This is a genomic window from Candidatus Contubernalis alkalaceticus (genome assembly GCF_022558445.1).
Classification (GTDB): Bacteria; Bacillota; Dethiobacteria; order SKNC01; family SKNC01; genus Contubernalis; species Contubernalis alkaliaceticus.
Genome location: NZ_CP054699.1, coordinates 1,786,120 through 1,805,298, shown reverse-complemented (window position 1 = coordinate 1,805,298; position 19,179 = coordinate 1,786,120). Strand labels below are relative to the sequence as shown.

The following is a 19,179-nucleotide window of genomic DNA, read 5'->3' as shown; positions in this document are numbered from 1 at the left end:
GGGAGGAGATAATCCCAAAAAAATCAAGATTAACCAATTGTGGGGTTACAGCGGAGTATTTGAACATTTTAAACAAAAAAAAATGGGGGTGTGAATTATGGCGTTACTGGAGGTAAAGGATTTAAAAAAAGCTTTTGGTTCAAGGCAGGCTGTCAATGGTGCTAGCTTCTCTGTCCAGGAGGGAGAAATTTTTGGTCTTCTTGGTCCAAACGGTGCAGGGAAATCAACTACTCTTTCCTTAATCTGTGGTTTACTAAAAGCAAATTCTGGAAAGATTATGGTCGATAATTGGGATGTGGCTAAAGATGGAGCTAAAGCCAAAAAATTGATTGGTATTGTTCCTCAGGAACCGGCCCTTTATCCAATGCTTTCCGCTAAGGCAAATCTTGGTTTCTGGGGGACTATTAATGGCCTTACTTCCAATGAGTTGGAAAAAGCCATCGATGAAGTTCTTAAGGTTGTAGGCCTTGAAGACAGAGCAGATGGAAAAATTAGTAAATATTCAGGAGGTATGAAACGAAGGCTAAATATAGCGGCAGGACTTATTCATAGTCCCAGGCTGCTGATCATGGATGAGCCTACGGTAGGAATTGACCCTCAATCAAGAAACCACATACTGGAAACAGTAAAACACCTTAGGGAGAGGGATATAACCGTTATCTATACCAGCCACTATGTTGAAGAAGTTGAGTATCTCTGTGACCGTGTTGCTATAATGGATAATGGGCAGATAATTTCGGAGGGCACATTGGCTGAACTACTAAAACGGGGTTCTGAATACCAGGAACTGACTATAAACATGAACAGCTTCTCTGAAGAAATTCAAAACACTATTCAAACCCTGCCGGGAGTTGAAAAGGCCTTTTCATTAAACGAAAAGTTAAAAATTATTACATCCAATGCAGAGAAGATTTTACCTCTGGCCTTTGAAACAATTGTTGGCCATGGAGGGATTGTTTCTGAAATTAAAATCCATAAGCCTAACCTGGAAAGCTTATTTTTAAAGCTAACCGGAAAAGCTTTGCGAGATTAAACGAAGGGGGAGAATATCATGAAAAAAACAATAGCGATTGTATCAGTTGGGATTCGTCAGATGTTAGCAGACCCTGTATATATTATGTTTCTAATAGGGCTTCCAATAATGATGACTTGGGTCATGAGTTTCCTTCCTGTAGAAGGTGGAATGTATGAAATGGCTGCACTGGGAGTTTTGGTCATGTTTGTAGCCTTAAACATCATTACTTCAGCAGGGGGATATATCCTGGAGGAAAAACAAAATGGCACATGGCATAGAATTTTAGCCAGTTCCACCTCATACTGGAACATAATGGCGGGATACTTCATCAAACTATTCATGATGGCTATAATGCAGTCAGCGGTTTTGCTGCTTTCCAGTAAATATCTTTTCGGTGCGCCCTGGAACCAGGGATACCTTGAAATGGTTGTTGTATTAATAGTATATATCTTTACCATGACAGGACTTGGACTTTTTTTAGCTGGTTTTTTAAAGAGCCAAGGTCAGATTCAGGCGGTGGCTATGGCCGTAGTCATGATTGGAACCATGTTGGGGGGAGTTTTTTTCCCCATAGATAATTCAAACACTATCATCAGAGTTATTGCTTCCATATCTCCCCAAAGCTGGGCAGCCAATACGTTAAAAGAGATTTTAACCGTAGGCGTAAGCCTTTCATCTCTCTTAACACCTCTCCTTTGGATGAGTGTAATTGGACTGCTGCTTCTTATAGGTGGAGTTATTAAACTTCAGATGGAAGGATAGCACCAGAGTGGGACAGTTACTAAGACAGAAGGAGGACAGGGGGAACTTGTCCTCCTCCTGTCCCCCTTAACGAGCTTCCAACGGAATATATTTTTGACACGCTGAAACCGCCTTATAAGCAGGTCGAATCATTTTGCCGGAATTTACAATTTCTTCTAAGCGATGAGCTGACCATCCGGAAATGCGGGCAATGGCAAACAAGGGCGTGTATAATTGCAGCGGCAGATCCAGCATATTGTATACAAAACCGCTGTAAAAGTCAACATTTGCACTGACTCCTTTGTAAATACGCCGTTCCCTCCCGATAATTTCCGGGGCCAGTCTTTCTACCAACGAGTAAAGCTGGAATTCTTCGATACGATTTTTCTCTTTTGAAAGGCTCTCTACGAATCTTTTTAACACATTTGCACGGGGGTCAGACAGGGAGTATACAGCATGTCCCATCCCGTAAATCAGTCCACAACGATCAAATGCCTGTTTATTTAACAATCTGGTGAGATAGTCTGCCACACTGGACTCATTGGTCCAATCTTTAATATTCGCTTTCATATCCTCAAACATTTGTCCCACTTTAATGTTGGCACCACCGTGCCTTGGCCCTTTCAGTGACCCAAGTGCCGCCGTAATTGTGGAATAAGTGTCTGTTCCTGAGGAAGTAACCACATGAGTTGTAAAACTAGAATTATTTCCGCCACCGTGCTCAGCATGCAGTACCAGGGCCAAGTCAAGTATCTTGGCTTCCAATGATGTATACTGGCTGTCTAACCTTAGTATGTGCAGAATATTCTCCGCTGTGGACAGTTCAGGTTTTGGAGCATGAATATAGAGGCTCTTGTTATCATGGTAGTGACAATAAGCCTGGTACCCATACACGGCCAGTAAAGGGAACAGGGCCAACAACTGCAGCGACTGTCGCAATACGTTAGGTAAAGAAATGTCATCGGCGTAATCATCGTAGGAATACATTGTCAACACGCTGCGAGCCAGTGTATTCATCATATCCTGACTGGGAGCCTTCATGATGATATCGCGGACGAAGTTAGTGGGCAGCGAACGATATTTGTCCAATAGCCGGGTAAAATTGATCAACTTCTGGGCATCGGGCAGCTGACCGAACATTAATAAATAGGCTACCTCTTCAAATCCGAAGCGGTCTTCTCTTAGAAACCCTTCCACGATATTTTCAACATCAATACCCCTATAATAAAGTTTACCTTCGCAAGGATGTTCTTTTCCATCAATATTTTTGGAGGAGACAATCTCGGAAATCTCCGTCAAACCAGCCAGCACACCTTTTCCACTTATATCACGAAGGCCTCTTTTTACATCGTATCGATCATAAAGCGCAGGATCAATTTTACTATTTCTTTCACACAAATCTGAAAGTTCTAATAATTCGGGTGTTATCTGAGAAAAACGGTTGCTCATTAATTCCTTCACCCCTTTTTTTATTACATATACTCTTTGATTATAACACTGATATTTCTACCCTGCCACACTGGAAACAAATTTCTATAAAAAGCATTGCAGGAAAAACTCCGCTTTTTTTAGAAAAATTTATTGACAACTACACCCAATATATTGAGATTTTTGTTTGTTTAATGTTCTGAGAATCTTTTCATTGAGAACATTACCATTCAACCCTTCCGGCGGGAATGGCTTCCTCCTCATATACCTACAGGAAGGGTATCAGGTTAATCCATAACGATGTTATCTTCGAGATAATCCAGAACTGACTGATGGAGAACCATTAACTTAAGATAAGGCATGCCGTAATATTCCTCTAACTCCGAGTAATCCTGTGCCCCTACAAACTCTGTGAAATGTGCCACCACATCATCATCATTGACGGAAATGCTGGCATCTTCAGCAATAGCCTGCATGATAAGGTTGAACTTAGCAGTTTCTGTATTATTATCAAGGTATTCTTTAAGCAGCTCTTCAGTGGTTGATACGCCCATATAAGTAATCAGAAATTCCTCAAAATCCATGTCGTTATAATCCGCATAATCCTGATAGTAGTAGATCAGCGAATTTTCCTGATACTCCAAAAGGCTTTTGGGAAGAGATGTAATAGCCGTATTCTCAAAAATGTATTCCTGTACATAGAATAATATGGCTGAACTTTGTAAGCTGTTCTTAACATATGTTTCCATCTCTGCAGCAGTGTCAAAGCCGTAATATAACGATAAGTTTTCTGCAACAAAATCGTCGGTCAATTCGGGTGTGGTCATTTCAACGATATAGTTAAGCGTTACTTTAAACACAGCGTCCTTTCCATTAATTTCTTCATTGCCATAATCCTCAGGGAACGTCACCTCAATATCAAATGATTCACCGGGAGAACGCTGAATAAGCTGTTCAAAGAAGCCATCAATATAGTTTGTAACTCCGATGGTAACCTCTGTGCCTAAACCATGAGTGCTGCCTCCATCAAAATTTACGCCATCAACGCTACCGACATAATCGATATTGACAGTGTCACCATCTACTACAGCACGATCTTTTACTTGCTTCTCATGGGTGAAATCAGCTAAAATCTTGTTAACTTCTGTTTGAACAGATTCATCCGAAATCTCATGAATATCTCTTGGTATCGATATTCCCATATACTCACACAGTTCTACATAATCAAGTGCTGTAATATCTTTCCAAAAGCCATTTTCATCGATGCCATGACTGTAGGTAAACGTTTCATTGGTAGAGCAGCCTACATAAGTGAATAGCGCAAGGGTAATGTAGAGCATAAGTTTAAATATTGCTTTTATTTTTTTCATTTTTTTCATTTTTTAACCTCCATTAATTCATATTGTTTGATTTATTCAGGTTCAGTTGTAACTGTTCAAGTGAGAAGTCGCTCTTTTAATTATACACTTTTAATTATACACTTTTGATTATACACTAGGAAAGTCATGAAAAAGTGAAGATATTGTGAATGGTTAAAAAAAAATTAATGAAACTAAAATAACCGATCTGTACGTCAAGATACCCATTAGTTTGCGTAAATAATGTTGCATTTGACAACAATCAACTTAAAACATAAGAAAGCTGTTATTTTTTGCGGCAACGATTGTATTATTTGACAACATTTTTCTAGTATTTTGGTGGGATGAGGGACAGGGGGCAGAATGAAAAAATGGTCCTGTTATGTACTCACTATAACTTGGGGGCAATGGACAACGCATCAGGCTGCATCTTTAGTGCTGTTGAATCTACAGCTCAGAAAGTTGAAACTTAAAAAAAAAAAAAAAAGAAAATTGCCTGCCTTAACGGTGATATAATAATAGTTATAATGGAACCGTAGGTCGGGAGGAGTAAATTTTGATTGAAAGGAAACCAATACGAAGAAAATTTATTTTTCGTACAATAGTATTTTTGGTAATTCTTTATCTGTATATGTTTAATTTGGAGATGCTTACGGAGATAATTAATTATCGTCTGGGGGACGTTAAGGTTTATCATGTGATATGGCTGCTGCTCATGCTGGAAATGCTTCAAATTTTATTACCTAAATATAACCGCCATATCTCCTGCGGGAAGATTTTTGCTAGACATTTTCGTGAAAAAAAGGTGCCTTATGATAAAAAGGAAGTTCTGGAATATACAAAAAAATATAACCGCCGGGCAGGCTGGGCTGGGTTTTTCTGGTTGACTCTGCTCTTTTTAATAGGGATTTTTTATTTTGCCAGGATTATAGATTTGATTTCGATTCATTTGATTGCTGTTTTCTTTTATTTTAGTGATGAATTTTGCATAAATGTTTGGTGTCCTTTTCGAGCCTGGATTGTGAGAAATAAGTGCTGTAATGCTTGTCGAATATATAACTGGAGTCATTTTATGATTTTTTCACCCTTCATTTTTATTTTTTCTTTTTGGACGTACAGCCTGTTAGTCATGTCATTAGTAATATTTATACAATGGGAATACCTGCACTACAAGTATCCTGAACGTTTTTCTGAACTTTCCAATGCTAACCTCAAGTGTGGGGATTGCCCGGAGAGAGTACAAAACTGTAGATTTGTATGAGGAAACGTTTATAAGGGTTATATACCGGAGTCAGAGGAGCTTGAGCTTATCTTAGTTGATATCAATATCACAGCAATTTTTTCTTTCTCTAGATAAAGCTCAGACCTTTAGCAGTTGTTAAAAAAACGAGGGGGTGATGGGCAGAAAATTATTGATACCAAAAAGTTTTTAAGAGTTTTTACAAAAGTTAAATTATTTTGGGGAGGGAATTTGATGAAAAAGAACCATTTAACCATATTCCTGATTATTATCATCACGAGTTTTCTTGTTTTAGGCTGCTCAAACACGGATGAAGCTATTATGGAACCCCAAAACATCATTGATGAGACAAATGAAGAAATAATAGAAGAAGTAAAAGAGGAAACGAAAGCTGAAGAAGAAAAAAAGGAAGAAGAGAATACGGAAGTATCTACTGAGCCTGAGGATGTAACTTTTATTACCGACGATGGCCTCACTATTCATGGAATGCTGTTTGGAAAAGGAGAAACAGGGGTTATTCTGGCCCATATGTTTCCCAGCGACCAGAGCAGCTGGTATGATGTGGCCGTTATTCTGGCATCTAAGGGATACCAGGTTCTTACCTTTGACTTTCGAGGATACGGAAATTCTGAGGGGGAAAAGGAGATTGCACTAATACATAGAGATGTAGATGCTGCCTGGAACTTTATGAAGGGAAAGGGCATTGATAAGGTTGTTCTCATAGGGGCCAGTATGGGAGGGACGGCATCTATGAAGGTGGCAGCTCAACGACCTGCAGCAGGTGTGGTTGCTATCTCCGCACCTACTGATTTTCGGGGGTTGAGTGCCAAAGATGAGGTCTTTCAGATTAAGGCTCCTAAACTCATTTTGGCTAGCGAAGGAGATAACGCTGCTGTAATCAGTGCCGAAGAATTCTTCGTTTTAGCAAATGAACCCAAAGAAATTAAGATTTTTTCAGGAAAAGCTCATGGTACAGACATGCTGCAAGACCAACAAGGTACGGAAGTATTGGAAGAGATTTTAGGATTTGTGGATCAAATAAACGAATCCATGTGATGGAGGTTGGTAGTATATATACAACTTAACCATGATTTAATATCCCACAATATGTAAAATATTGAGTAAAAATTATTTTGGGGCTTTAATTTTATCAATCCAATTTTTTGCATTTATTTGACTTTGTATATAATTAAAATAACCCATTCCAAATGTTAAGATAAAAAACAATGCAGCTGCCAGATAATTTAGCATGGTAATTAGCTCCTTTAAAAAGTTACTTACTTGTTGTGGGTTACTGAATAATTAAATTGTATAATAATTAGTTTAATTTAATGTAAATGTTACGTTAAATTCAGGTAAAAAAAAATGGGACAGGCGGGACAAGCCAGGACAGTCCCCTTGTCCCATTTTTTATACTATAAAGAGAATAAAATATGAAAATATTATTATTATTGGACTTATTGTTTTGCTTGCTTTGCAGGAAATATTGTTACCACCTTTCGCTGCTTTAAAAGGAGAATTAAGATAACTATGAAAATGGTAGAAATAAATCTGCATAAAGAACATTTATTTTTGCAAACAGAAGATATAGATGAAGAAAGTATAACGTGTTTTATATTAACCGGCAGGGTAAATATTATTAACTCCAATTGTGTTATAATAAAATCTCCAGAACAAATTGTTATTATTGACCCCGGTGGATTACAAAGTCAAGCGGAATATATTGAAGAGATTATTGGACATTATAATTATAACAATTCCCCGGTATACGTTTTGTTAACCCATTGTCATATTGATCACTCTTATAATTTATTTAGACTTTTTCAACAGAAGAAAATTAAGTTTAAGACTATAATGAACCAGGTTTGCGCAGATATTTTCGCAGTGGTAATAAACCGTAATGTATTGCTAGAAGATTTTTTGGATTTCAAGATTCCATCTTATATACCTGATATAATCTTGCCGGATATTTCGGAGATATCCGGGTCCGGGTTAAATGTAGAAATAGATATCTGCTGCAGTAATAATCAATTAATATACAAAAAGACTTCTGTCTTAAAGGAAATTGAAATAAGCAGTTACCAGTTGATCGTCGGTGATATAGTCATAGAATGTCTTAGTACTCCAGGGCATTCACCGGACAGCACTTGTTTTCGGGTCGAAAATGTTTTAATTACAGGCGATATACTTTTTGCCGCCAATATGGGGATAGCCGGGACTATTGGCTGGTCCCTTAAAGATTTAAAACATTCAGTATGGGCTCTATTTAACTATTTGCTCCAGGAAGAATTTATTGATGCTATTGTATCAGGACACGGTCCAATCATTAATAAAACTCAAGCACTATCAATAATAGAGAAAAAAATTTCTTATCTAAAAATTTTGAAGATATTAAATTAATTGATAACGAAAGAAAGAAAAAATTAATCCATGCTTCTAATATTTTATTAAAAAAGAGCGAGGTCATGTTTGCCGCTATAGCCGGGAGACTGCACAGAATAGAATATTATTTAAATGAATTGGGAGAAAACGCTGCGGCTATGAAAGTACAAGGATTAATTGATAGTCATACCATTGACGTTTATATATCAGATTTCAGCCGTTTTGCCCGGAATTTTAATAATACAGGACTGCCCGATCCTGCTTTTTTTCTAAAAGGTCTAGAATTTGTTTCCCGTCTGAAAAAAATATTTCAAGCGGAATTACTTACAGATATAATTGATAAATACTATTTGAGGTTATGCCAACGCTTAATTAATTCATATTTAAGTACGGTAGGAGGAAATATTTTTAAAAGCCCGCCACCCTTTAATCTTGTTCACCTGACAAAGGATATGGTGGAATATGTAAATAATCAGAAACATGTTTCATCTTCAATACCTGCAGGTATTGAAGATGAAACATGTTTTACCCGGACACTGATTCAGAGATTATCTCATAAACCCCTGGTGGCCTTTACTCCGGAAATAATAATAATTAATAATCTGGGTCTGGTAGAACCTGCAATAAATGCTGACAGGGAAGCTATAGAAGATATCCTGTATTCAATATTTGAATTTTATGCCAGAAAAAAAACCAGTTTAATAAAAATTAAAATACATCTTGATAAAAACTTAATAAAATTATCAATTATTCCCGGGGATCATATAAAGTTTCCAATAGAAACCATAGATTTTTATAATATGCTCATGGATGATACAGGCAGTTACCTTTCTTTTGAAGATAATGATATCGTCTTCAACTTTATGAATGCTATTGAAGGATAACACACATTTCTCAAGGGATGGTAATGGCATTGGAGTCACCATATCTCTGTGATATTATTGCTGTTGTAAATGATCAATTTGTTTGGAATGAAGAAAGATATCCCCTGTTGCGTTCAATGTTATTTTAAAGAAACCATTAGGTATGAGGGAGGAGCATAATGTTATGGAACTCCTTATAAATAATGTCAGTAAACAGTACAAAGGAAAGGTTTGGGGACTGCAGGATTTCAGCCTGAAGCTGAGTCCGGGGGTATTGGGCCTGTTGGGCCCTAACGGGTCCGGTAAATCTACACTGATGCGTATTGTTGCTACCATTACAAAACCTACTTCCGGGTTTGTTTTCTGGAATGGGACCGATATAGTAAAAAAACCAGATGCTGTCCGGGCAGATTTAGGCTACCTGCCACAGGATTTTGGGATCTATCCAAACCTAAACGCCATAGAATTTTTAGAATACATGGCTGCGATGAAAGGCCTCGAGCCAAAAAACTCACGTAAACGGGTCACGGAACTCATTGAGCTGTTAAACTTAACCGGAGTATGTAAGCGGGCTATGGGGGGCTATTCCGGAGGGTTAAAACAGCGAGTGGGCATCGCCCAGGCACTGCTAAACGATCCCCGTCTGCTAATGGTGGACGAACCCACCACCGGACTTGATCCGGAAGAGAGGCTGCGCTTCCGAAACCTGCTGTCGGATCTGAGCGGAGAAAGAATCGTAATATTGTCCACGCATATCGTCCCTGATGTAGAAACTGTGGCCACAGATATAGCTATTATTAAAAGAGGAAGGCTGCTCTCATTTTCGTCTCCGGAAGAACTGCTGGGACTGGTAGAGGGCAAGGTCTGGGAATGGTTGATACCGGCTTCTGAACTTGCGGGAGTAAAGGAAAAACACTTAATTACCCAGATAACCCGACGCAGTGACGGAATCCACGTCAGGCTGATAAATGATTCATCCCCCGGAAGCAGCGCTGCCGAAGCAATTCCTAAACTGGAAGATGCATATATCTTCTATACCAGGGATCAAGGAGGAAAAGAGGCATGAGCCCTTTTATTACCTTATACCACCTGGCCAGGGCAGATTTTCTGGAGCGCATAAGAAGGTACAGCTTTCTTATGGTTTTAGGTGCCACCATTTTGGCTTCTTACCTGCTTGTTCCCGTAGATGAAGCAGCCTATAATGTGATGCGTTTTTCCGGCTATCGCGGAATCTATAACTCTGCCTGGATAGGGATGATGGTGGCCATGCTCACTGCAGTATTTTATTCCTTACCTGGTTTTTATATTGTAAAAAATACTATTACCCGGGATCTGGAAACAGGAGTAGGACAGATTATTGCCACCACAACTCTGAGCAGGCTGAATTATATAACAGGAAAATTTCTCAGCAATTTTCTGGTTCTAATATTTGGTATGGCTGTAATAGTTCTCTCGGCATTGGCCATGCAGTTCATCCGGGGAGAGAGTTACCAACTGGAGCTTTGGCCTCTACTATCGCCATTTGTTTACCTTACCCTTCCGGTCATGGCAGTAGTATCCGCCGCAGCAGTGCTCTTTGAAAGTGTCTTCTGGCTGCGCAGGGGGTTTGGCAACGTCGTCTATTTTTTCTTATGGCTTAATGCCATAGTTTTGTCGGCAGATCAACAGTCTTTTGACCTGTTTGGTTTAAATATGGTACTGCCTAAAGTTCAAGCAGATGCCGCTGCCTACACAGGAGTACCTGGCAGCAGTGTAATATTGTTGGGAATTGGTGAAAAAGCCGGTAATTTCCCCTGGCAGGGTATTGATTGGACAGCATCTATGCTTTTAGAACGACTGTTTTGGATTGGGGCGGCAATGCTCATCCTGTCCTTTTCTGCTTTGCTTTTTAGCCGGTTCGATTCCTCCCGGGAAAAAAAACCGTTAGTACGGCTTAAAAATAAACAGAAAACCACTCAACACATATCTGCTCCTGCATTTGCTGAATTAAATACTGACAGTCTCACCACTGCAGTAAGAGGGTTTAGTTTTGCACGGCTGATGATGATGGAACTACGCTTGATGCTTAAAGGATTACGCTGGTGGTGGTACATTGTGGCTGCCGGCCTTTTTACTGCTGCTTTAGTTTCGCAGGAGATAGGGGACATAGCCCTCTTACTCTCCCTGACCTGGATTTGGCCGGTGCTGATTTGGTCAAATATGGGATGTCGTGAGGATAACTCCGGAACAGAAGAAATTATTTTTTCGACTCCACGAATAATCAACCGGCAGCTGCCGGCCATCTGGCTGGCAGGATTTGCCGTAGCAGCTGTTACGGCAGGAGGGGTAATACTGCGTTTGGCCATTACGGGTTATTGGGAATATCTTCCCAATATTATCATTGGGGCCGCCTTCGTAACCTCTCTAGCTTTAGCTCTGGGGGTGATCAGTAAAGGCAGCAAACTTTTTGAAGTAATCTATGTTGCCTTTTTCTGGTATTTCGGACTGATGAACGGCGTACCCTATTTAGACTTTATTGGATTGTCAGGACAGGCCCTGGCGCCGGTTTCCCCTTTGTTTCACCTGACTGCGGCACTGCTACTATTTGCTGCAGCAGTGCTGGCCCGCATTCGTCAGATAGGAGTGGTATAAATGATTCATCTTCTTATTTTCATTTCACTAATCCTGCTGGGAATCCTGATTAAGTATACAAAATGGACCTGGCTTATCGCAGGATATAATACATCCCCCAAGAAAGAAAAGGAAAAATATGATACTGCCTCCCTGTGTAATGGCGTAGGTAATTTTCTATTTATTCTGGGAGCCGTTATGCTTATAGGTTCATTGGGAGAATTTTTTAATACAAATTGGCTAATATCAGTAAGCTGGATATTGTTTGTGCTGGCAGCTATAGTATTCCTTATTTATGCGAATACTGGTAATCGTTATATGAAAAGCGATACGAAAGATAAATAATAGGATTTTTTTCATCTTGTATACCCGTTTTAGTTTTATAATTGGGGGGAAGTTATTTATTGTATTTATCAAACAACGTCAGGTAATCCCTGGCTTTTTCTTTTTTTGTAAATACTCCGTTACGATTTTTCTAAAACCAAAGCCTTTTTTGCAGCCGGCAGGAATTAATTACAGTTCTTATCACAGTACTTTAGTGTTATTGAGAATGGCAACTATAACCCAACGATTAATTTGTGTGTCGCAATATGTAAGGTGTTGGATAAGACTTTGAACGATATATTTGGGAGGATGACAAAAATGAATAGAAAAGCCATTCTTAAAAGTGTTTCTTACCATGGTCTTAGCGGTTGCAGTTTCTGCATCTATTTTGGTTCTGGTAAAGAATGCAAGCTTCAGTAATTCTAATCATATTGATGAAATGGCTGCACCACTTTTGTTTATTACGGCTGCTGTTGCTATTATTATCGCAGTAACAACTATTTTTATAAACAGGATTCAAAACAAGAGAGATGAAGAATAGTGCTATTATACCAATGCTACGGTGTTAAATAAGCCTGGATACTGGAGTTAATTATTAAACAATACAAACAAAAGTGTAAATTAAATTAAACATCGCTCAAAACCGGTAATTATTTAACAATTACTGGTTTTTTCCTTAATGACCATTAAGGAAAATGAATTAGATAAAAAAACGTAAGTTAAGTTTTCAAAACATTATAAATATCGAGTCACTTTGTGCTTGTTTAAAGAATTAGAAATGGAGTAACGTCGTCTATTTCTGCTGCTTAGTTTCGCGGAGATAGGGGACTTAGCCCTCTTACTCTCCCTGACCTAGATTTGGCCGGTGCTGATTTGGTCAAATATGGGATTTTGTTATTTACTATTTTTTAAAAAATAGAACAATGGATTGATATGTATTAAAATGAGCATATATGTGCTATTTCAAAAAATTCAGCGTCATGTTATCATTTATACAAGCCAATATAATAATAGAAAGGAGGGTTAGTTGTGGGAAATGAGGTTGATTTGCTGGAGGTAATTGATAAGGAAGCCCTGGAAAGATGTGAATTTCTTGAATCAAATCCCGATGCCTATGTAGAACGAATCGAAACGAAAGATTGGTATGGATTGGTAGCAGCCGTCGTCGTATCGGCCATAGTATTAGCCCTGGGTTGGGTCTAAGTCAAAGCGCTACAATATTCAACAGAAGGGAGTTATTGCAATTGTCAATAGAATCTCAAGTAAATAATGAAGTTGTATATGGAATAATCCCCATGAAAAAGGGAGAACGAATTTACAATTTTTTTGATATTTTACTGGTTACCGGAGGGTATGCCATAGCAACATGGTGTTACTACCAGGGCGGCCATATTGCCACAATGGTGGGGTTAAAAGAATTTTTGACCAGCACCTTCGGCATCATATCTCTGGGCGGAATACTGCTCGCTTTAATTGGCATTATAGGATGCAGGTATGGTATTGATCACTGGATTTATGCCAGGGCAGTTTTTGGTTACAAAGGTGTTTTTGCTATTTTGTTTTTAGCGATTGTACCGGTCTGGGGTTGGTATGCCATCAATGCCCAGATGTACGGTTTATCTATTTGGCGGATTTTGGCGGAGGTGGGCTTACCCTTATCTGAAGGTTGGGTTGCTTATATAGCTTTAACCTGCGTTATTTTTGGCTGGTGGATAGCCATCCGGGGACCCGTTGCAGTTAAAATGGCCACCCGTATCATGGTTCCTTCACTGTTCCTGGTGGGAGTATTGATTTTAATTCTGGTTTTTAGCAATGCTTCCTTAAGCGAACTTTCCAGGATGGAACCTTTATATGCCAGCTCTTACGATGATCTCAAGACTCCTTATATGCTGGTTAACGAATGGAACTTAGCCTTTGTTTTTGCATGGCTTCCGGCAATCGGGGTTCTGACCCGACTGGTTAAGCGGGAAAGGCCTGCATGCTGGGGAACATGGCTTGGCTATTCAGTTATTATGGCAGGCTTTATTGTTCTGGGAGCTTTTACAGGTTTGTTAATGGGGGATATGGTTGGCGAGGTCAGTACCGACCCTACTGAATGGTTGTTACATTTAGGTGGTCCTGCATTAGGAATATTATCCCTTATTTTTATTGGGGTAGCCAATATAACCACCATGGCTATCGGGCTGTATAGTATGAGCGTAAGCACAAAGATTTTGAAACCCGTTTGGAGCTACAGGGTGGTTGCTTCCATCTGGGCTGCTTGGACAGGTATCCTGGTTCTGTGGGGCGGCGTTTGGGTATATTATGAAACCTTTATCGCCATCGCAGGAGTAATATGTGGTCCTGTAATTGCATTGATTATTGCTGATTACTTTGTTGTTAGAAGACAGAAAGTTTCTGTGAGATCCCTTTTCTCTTTGAAGACTGGCTGCTATAACTTTACTGGTGGCTTTAACATCATCTCTGCAGTAGCCTTTGTTCTGGGAGTTATCTCATATTTTCTAACGTACGACCCCATTACATTTATGCCAAAAAATCAAATGTTTTATTACTTCACAGCCACAGGGCTGGCAACCATTGTCAGTTTTGTCAGCTATGTTGTTTTGGCATATATACCGGGCTTACGGAGCTATGTTCTACCGGAAAATAAAGCTTGTGGAGATATAGTTACAAGCAAAGCAAATTAAATGATTAAAAATAAAGTGAGGTAACTATTATGGACTTTAAAGAGAAATTAATGTGTGCTTCTGCAATAGTAAATAAAGCAAAAGAACTGGGTGCCTCCCTGGTAGGAATTTGCAGTGTTGAAGAATTAAAAAAGGCTCCTTCCTTTACACTGGCTCCTAAAATACCAAAGGGCGATGTAGGCAGTGTAGAAAGCGATCGGGGCCTGGGGCCTGGCGAAGTCTGCTGGCCAGAAGATGCAAAAAGCGTTATTGTTATTGCTTATGCTCATCCCGAGAGCGAGCCCCGGCTGGATTGGTGGTACGGGGATGAAAACCCACCGGGCAACAAGGTATTAATTAAAATTAACAAAGATTTATCCCAATGGATTGAATCCCAGTATGAAATAAAAACATACTCCCTGCATTATTTTATCGAAAAGGGTGGGATTTTCTTAAAAGATGCAGCGGCCCAATCGGGATTAGGCTGTATAGGGAAAAACAATATGCTCATTACACCGGAGTATGGCCCCAGGGTCAGGCTAAGGGCTATGCTGGTAACTGAAACCCTGCCGGTGACAGGTACCCGAAAGTTTAACCCCTGTGAACTTTGCCAGGCACCCTGTTTAAATGTTTGTCAAAAGGAAGCTTTCTCCGAAATAATCTATTCAAAGGATGAAATGGGGCAGAGCCTGCTTCCCGGTTTGATAGGAAATTACAGCAGGCCAAAATGCAACATCCAGATGGTTGAAGATGAAAAGGCGGCTGTCATGGAACCTGTCCCCGGGGTTAGCAAAGAACCCATCAAAATAACCAAATATTGCAGAAGTTGTGAATTGTCCTGTCCTGTAGGACGGGAATAAAGTTTTTATTTAGGGGATTTCACAAATTTACTGTGGGATCCCTTAAATCTGTCATAGAAATATTTTAATTGATTATACTGCCGCTCAAATATATAATAGCTTTAAGGGGTAGCTTAAACTTTTTAGGCCTGTATTAGAGGTGAATGTTAATGAATTTGTTACACTTAGACGTATTAACCCACAGCAAGGTAGAAACTATACACCAGGCAACTCTGAATGTCCTTTATAATACTGGGCTGAAAGTGGCCGGCATTGAAGCATTGGAACTATTTGCCGATGCAGGTGCTGTAGTAGAAAAGATTGGAGAAGACAATATAGTAAAACTGCCTCCTCAACTTGTAGAGGACTGCATTAAGTGGGCCCCCAGAAATGTAGTTTACCAGGGTAGGATTCCCTTACTAGATTATCAGGGGGAGTGCGGAAAGCTATCTTTTACCACATTTGGTGAATGCATTGGAATTATTGATTTAAAAAGTGGGCAATTTCGTAAGTCACTGAAACAAGACTGCCAGGAGACAGCCCTTATCTGCGATTATTTTGAAGACATTAGGGTGTTCAGTCACATTGTAAATCCCTCCGATACACCATCAGTTAGTCAGTCGCTTCAAAGTGCCCAAGCTATTTTTTCCAACACACCAAAACATGCCTTTATAGATGCCAGAAGTGTAGATTCATTAAAGTTTATTTCAAAGATGGCCGAGGCTTGTCTGCAATTACCTGAGCATTCAGATATAAGAAAAATATTTACTGCTACCATCTGCCCTTTAAGCCCTCTGGTGTTAAATAAATCTTACTGTGAAATTATTATAGAATCTGCCAGGCAGGGTATTGGAATACTCATTATTCCCATGCCAATGGCTGGGGCCACATCCAGCGTTACTCTAGGGGGAACTTTAGTTGTATCCAACGCAGAAGCCCTTGGCAGCGTCGTTTTAGCCCAGTTAACTGTTAAGGGAACTCCCTGTACCTATGGGAGCGCAGCCACTATTATGGATTTAACTTTTGTAGATGCTTCCCTGGGAGCTCCAGAGTTTTCTTTACTCAGCGGAGCCGCGGCCTCCATGGCTAAGTTTTATGAACTGCCCAGCTATATTTGCAGCGGCCTTACTGACAGCAAGTTGCCCGATGCCCAGACCGGTTATGAATTTGGATACAGTGCCATGCTGTGTGGTCTTTCCCAGGCAGACTTTATAAGTGGGCTGGGAGTGCTGGAGCAGGGCCTTACCTTTGATTACGCAAAACTTCTGATGGATGTAGAAACAACAAGGTATATTTCCAAGATAAGAGGAGGCATAGATACCTTTCCCGAAAGCATTGCCCTTGATGTAATCAGTGAGATCGGGCCAGCTGGGGAATACCTCAGCCATATGCACACTTATAAGAATAGGCACTGCCAATCCAAAGTGCTGAACTATGATCGCAGAAAGAGGGAAACATGGGCCAGGGCCGGGGGAAAAGACCTGGCAGAAAAGGCTTATGAACAAGCCAGAAATATTCTTGCCAAACACCAACCAGCCCCTTTACCCAGAGGAGCTGAAGAAAAAATGACTGATCTTATTTCTGAGTTTGAAAGGGAAACAGGACTTAAATTATAGAGGTATTAAAATGAGTTTACTAAGGACAACGCAAGGTATAAATGAAGTAGAATATCTTGACAAGTTTTTGGGGAGCTTTTGCAGTGCTACTGGTCTGTATGCCGAGGCTGTAACGCTAAATGGAGATACCCTTTACGCCCCGGAAGGGCTGTCCCGCTGTCAGTTCTGCCAAATTGTAAGGAGTGGACCCGGAGGAGTAAAACAGTGCAGAGCCTCTTACAAAAGGGCTGCAACTGAGGCCTCTAAATGGGAAGAGCCGTATTTCTTTCGTTGTCATGCCGGTTTAGTTATCTGGGCCATTCCCATTATTATTAGGGGCGAAGCCCTGGGGGCTATTATGTGCGGCCAGGTTCTGTTGTGGGAGCCCGATGATTATTTTTGGCAGGAGCAGCAGTTTTTCAACTCCAAGCATGACCAGTTCGAGAAGCTTATTCTGGCCGTGCGAAAGTTAGAGGTAGTTACTCCTGCAAGGACTCAGGCGGCGGCGGACCTGCTATTTGTAGTAGTAAATCATATTGTGGAAAGAAATGTAAGGGTTTTGGAGGATGCAGACCAGGCGAGAAAAGTGCAGCAGGAGATTCGGCAGGAGATGGAAAGGAAAAAAAGGGATCCCAAAGATAAAAACCTTAGTTACGAAGCATACCTGGAAAAGGAAAGAGAATTATTAAGGTGTATCAGGTTAGGAGATAGAACCAATGCGGAAATCATACTCTCGGGACTTTTTGCTGACCTTTTCACCAAAGCCAAAGGAAAAGCAAACGAGATTAATCAAAGGACTTTTGAACTGGTCTGTCTGGTTTCCCGGGCTGCCATAGAGGGCGGTGTTGATGCTGACAGGGCCATGGAGGTTTTAAAGGAGTATAATAAAGAATTAAAAAAAGTGGGGGATATTTTTTACCAGGCAAAGAAAACCATCGAACATTATCTTGACGGTATTTTTGCATTAACAAACAAAAAACATATAAACACTGTCAAAAAAGCCAGGGAATACATTATGGAGAACTGCTCCCAATCCCTTACCACTCAGGATATAGCCACCCACATTTATATCAGTCCCTCCCATCTGAGTCGTTTGTTTAGAAAGGAATTAGACTGCACTGTGTTGGAATATCTTACCAGGGTAAGAATTGAGAAAGCGCTGCAGCTGTTGAAAAACAATGAGCAAAGTATTGAGGAAGTAGCCCGGAGTGTTGGATTTAAAAACACTAGCTATTTTGCCAGGATTTTTAAGGAGCGCGTAGGAGTTACTCCTTTGACTTTTCGTAATAGTCTGTTTTAGGAGAGGATACCATTGTTGGCCTATGAATTGATCAGTGAAACAGTAATTGATGGAGATGTTGAAAAGCTTATCAAGCTGATAGAAGGGGCTTTAAGGGATGGCTGTTCCGCGGACGATATTTTTGAATATGGCTTGGTTAATGGAATGAACAGGATCGCTGAAAAATTTAGGTACGAAAGGGTAATGATTCCTGAAGTTCTGGTTTCAGCCCGGGCAATGCATGCAGGGCTTATGACCATTGATCCTTATATTGAAAAAACTGGACAGCTAAATTCCTATAAAGTGGTCATTGGCACTGTAGCGGGAGATTTACATGATATTGGAAAGAGCTTAATTATCATGCTTCTATCAGCAATGGGCATTCAGATTACAGATCTTGGCGTTGATGTTTCTGTAAAGAAATTTATCCAGGCTGTCAAGAAAGAGCAACCCCATTATCTGATGTTGTCCTCCCTATTGACAACCACAATGCCGGCTATGCAGGAAGTTATTGAAGAATTAGACAAGAGGGGCTTAAGGTCAAATATGAAAGTAGTGATTGGTGGGGGTCCCATAAGACAAGTTTTCGCCGATGAAATAGGTGCAGACTTATATTTTGAAGATGCCTTTCAAGTAAGGGAATATTTGGCAAAAAAATTTAAAAATAATAAATAGAGAGCTGGAAGCATTTCCATTCAGTTTATATAACCCTTACAAACGTGCGGAGAGTAAGGGTATTTTTTACCTTTAAGGTCTGCTAGTTCTTGAACTGTAAGTAATTTTTCCATGAAATCATGCTTCTACCACCATTATACGACCAAACACAGTTTTAAGATAAG

Annotated in this window: 18 protein-coding genes and 1 pseudogene; 17 read left to right on the top strand and 2 right to left on the bottom strand. The window is 40.0% G+C overall.

Features of this window, described 5'->3' with window-relative positions; all coding sequences use genetic code 11:
• The first annotated feature begins 97 nt into the window (after positions 1-97).
• Positions 98-1,033, top strand: coding sequence for an ABC transporter ATP-binding protein (locus HUE98_RS09010; RefSeq protein WP_241420330.1), 936 nt, complete (start codon positions 98-100; stop codon positions 1,031-1,033).
• A gap of 18 nt (positions 1,034-1,051) precedes the next feature.
• Positions 1,052-1,777: an ABC transporter permease gene (locus HUE98_RS09005; protein ID WP_241420329.1), complete on the top strand. Its 726-nt coding sequence runs from the start codon at positions 1,052-1,054 to the stop codon at positions 1,775-1,777.
• 66 nt (positions 1,778-1,843) lie between these two features.
• Here HUE98_RS09005 and HUE98_RS09000 read toward each other — a convergent pair whose 3' ends face one another.
• Together HUE98_RS09000 and HUE98_RS08995 are read right to left on the bottom strand one after the other, a co-directional pair.
• Entirely contained in the window at positions 1,844-3,205 is a 1,362-nt protein-coding gene (locus HUE98_RS09000) for a citrate/2-methylcitrate synthase (RefSeq protein ID WP_241420328.1), read from the bottom strand.
• Between the two features lie 266 nt (positions 3,206-3,471).
• Entirely contained in the window at positions 3,472-4,563 is a 1,092-nt protein-coding gene (locus HUE98_RS08995) for a trigger factor (protein ID WP_241420327.1), read from the bottom strand.
• A gap of 535 nt (positions 4,564-5,098) precedes the next feature.
• On the opposite strand from HUE98_RS08995, the gene HUE98_RS08990 reads away from it, so the two are divergent.
• From HUE98_RS08990 to HUE98_RS08920, 15 genes and pseudogenes are all read left to right on the top strand, one after another.
• Positions 5,099-5,803 (top strand): hypothetical protein, encoded by a 705-nt coding sequence (locus HUE98_RS08990; protein ID WP_241420326.1) that lies wholly within the window; start codon positions 5,099-5,101, stop codon positions 5,801-5,803.
• A gap of 213 nt (positions 5,804-6,016) precedes the next feature.
• Positions 6,017-6,838: an alpha/beta hydrolase family protein gene (locus tag HUE98_RS08985; RefSeq protein ID WP_241420325.1), complete on the top strand. Its 822-nt coding sequence runs from the start codon at positions 6,017-6,019 to the stop codon at positions 6,836-6,838.
• 474 nt (positions 6,839-7,312) lie between these two features.
• Positions 7,313-8,182: an MBL fold metallo-hydrolase gene (locus HUE98_RS08980; protein WP_241420324.1), complete on the top strand. Its 870-nt coding sequence runs from the start codon at positions 7,313-7,315 to the stop codon at positions 8,180-8,182.
• A gap of 65 nt (positions 8,183-8,247) precedes the next feature.
• On the top strand, positions 8,248-9,048 hold the full coding sequence (locus HUE98_RS08975) for a hypothetical protein (RefSeq protein ID WP_241420323.1): 801 nt from the start codon (positions 8,248-8,250) through the stop codon (positions 9,046-9,048).
• Positions 9,049-9,211: 163 nt separating this feature from the next.
• A complete protein-coding gene (locus HUE98_RS08970; RefSeq protein ID WP_241420322.1) occupies positions 9,212-10,093 on the top strand; it encodes an ABC transporter ATP-binding protein in 882 nt (293 codons plus the stop codon).
• Positions 10,090-11,658, top strand: a complete 1,569-nt coding sequence (locus HUE98_RS08965; protein WP_241420321.1) for a hypothetical protein — start codon at positions 10,090-10,092, stop codon at positions 11,656-11,658. Before HUE98_RS08970 ends, HUE98_RS08965 begins: the two co-directional genes overlap by 4 nt.
• The gene (locus HUE98_RS08960; RefSeq protein ID WP_241420320.1) at positions 11,659-11,982 is read left to right on the top strand and encodes a DUF3784 domain-containing protein; all 324 of its coding nucleotides are present in this window, start codon (positions 11,659-11,661) and stop codon (positions 11,980-11,982) included.
• 201 nt (positions 11,983-12,183) lie between these two features.
• Positions 12,184-12,264, top strand: a pseudogene (locus HUE98_RS18075) (helix-turn-helix transcriptional regulator); the annotation flags it as partial.
• A gap of 52 nt (positions 12,265-12,316) precedes the next feature.
• Positions 12,317-12,502 carry a hypothetical protein gene (locus tag HUE98_RS08950; RefSeq protein ID WP_241420319.1) on the top strand — a complete coding sequence of 62 codons (186 nt, stop codon included), beginning with the start codon at positions 12,317-12,319 and terminating at the stop codon, positions 12,500-12,502.
• Positions 12,503-12,990: 488 nt separating this feature from the next.
• Entirely contained in the window at positions 12,991-13,164 is a 174-nt protein-coding gene (locus HUE98_RS08945) for a hypothetical protein (RefSeq protein WP_241420318.1), read from the top strand.
• A gap of 41 nt (positions 13,165-13,205) precedes the next feature.
• Entirely contained in the window at positions 13,206-14,648 is a 1,443-nt protein-coding gene (locus HUE98_RS08940) for a cytosine permease (protein ID WP_241420317.1), read from the top strand.
• Between the two features lie 29 nt (positions 14,649-14,677).
• Entirely contained in the window at positions 14,678-15,487 is an 810-nt protein-coding gene (locus tag HUE98_RS08935; RefSeq protein WP_241420316.1) for a hypothetical protein, read from the top strand.
• A 149-nt stretch (positions 15,488-15,636) separates the two neighbouring features.
• Positions 15,637-17,082, top strand: coding sequence for a trimethylamine methyltransferase family protein (locus HUE98_RS08930; RefSeq protein WP_241420315.1), 1,446 nt, complete (start codon positions 15,637-15,639; stop codon positions 17,080-17,082).
• Between the two features lie 10 nt (positions 17,083-17,092).
• Complete coding sequence (locus HUE98_RS08925; protein WP_241420314.1) at positions 17,093-18,361, top strand: PocR ligand-binding domain-containing protein; 1,269 nt, start codon at positions 17,093-17,095, stop codon at positions 18,359-18,361.
• Positions 18,362-18,373: 12 nt separating this feature from the next.
• Entirely contained in the window at positions 18,374-19,015 is a 642-nt protein-coding gene (locus HUE98_RS08920) for a corrinoid protein (RefSeq protein WP_241420313.1), read from the top strand.
• The last annotated feature ends 164 nt before the right edge of the window (positions 19,016-19,179 follow it).

Bases quoted from the DNA above. Each gene is read 5' to 3' on its own strand.
- HUE98_RS08970 (WP_241420322.1), top strand. From the start codon at position 9,212: ATGGAACTCCTTATAAATAATGTCAGTAAACAGTACAAAGGAAAGGTT.
- HUE98_RS08980 (WP_241420324.1), top strand. From the start codon at position 7,313: ATGAAAATGGTAGAAATAAATCTGCATAAAGAACATTTATTTTTGCAA.
- HUE98_RS09010 (WP_241420330.1), top strand. From the start codon at position 98: ATGGCGTTACTGGAGGTAAAGGATTTAAAAAAAGCTTTTGGTTCAAGG.
- HUE98_RS08960 (WP_241420320.1), top strand. From the start codon at position 11,659: ATGATTCATCTTCTTATTTTCATTTCACTAATCCTGCTGGGAATCCTG.
- HUE98_RS08975 (WP_241420323.1), top strand. From the start codon at position 8,248: ATGTTTGCCGCTATAGCCGGGAGACTGCACAGAATAGAATATTATTTA.
- HUE98_RS08925 (WP_241420314.1), top strand. From the start codon at position 17,093: ATGAGTTTACTAAGGACAACGCAAGGTATAAATGAAGTAGAATATCTT.
- HUE98_RS08935 (WP_241420316.1), top strand. From the start codon at position 14,678: ATGGACTTTAAAGAGAAATTAATGTGTGCTTCTGCAATAGTAAATAAA.
- HUE98_RS08965 (WP_241420321.1), top strand. From the start codon at position 10,090: ATGAGCCCTTTTATTACCTTATACCACCTGGCCAGGGCAGATTTTCTG.
- HUE98_RS09005 (WP_241420329.1), top strand. From the start codon at position 1,052: ATGAAAAAAACAATAGCGATTGTATCAGTTGGGATTCGTCAGATGTTA.
- HUE98_RS08995 (WP_241420327.1), bottom strand. From the start codon at position 4,563: ATGAAAAAAATGAAAAAAATAAAAGCAATATTTAAACTTATGCTCTAC.
- HUE98_RS08930 (WP_241420315.1), top strand. From the start codon at position 15,637: ATGAATTTGTTACACTTAGACGTATTAACCCACAGCAAGGTAGAAACT.
- HUE98_RS08985 (WP_241420325.1), top strand. From the start codon at position 6,017: ATGAAAAAGAACCATTTAACCATATTCCTGATTATTATCATCACGAGT.
- HUE98_RS08950 (WP_241420319.1), top strand. From the start codon at position 12,317: ATGGTCTTAGCGGTTGCAGTTTCTGCATCTATTTTGGTTCTGGTAAAG.
- HUE98_RS09000 (WP_241420328.1), bottom strand. From the start codon at position 3,205: ATGAGCAACCGTTTTTCTCAGATAACACCCGAATTATTAGAACTTTCA.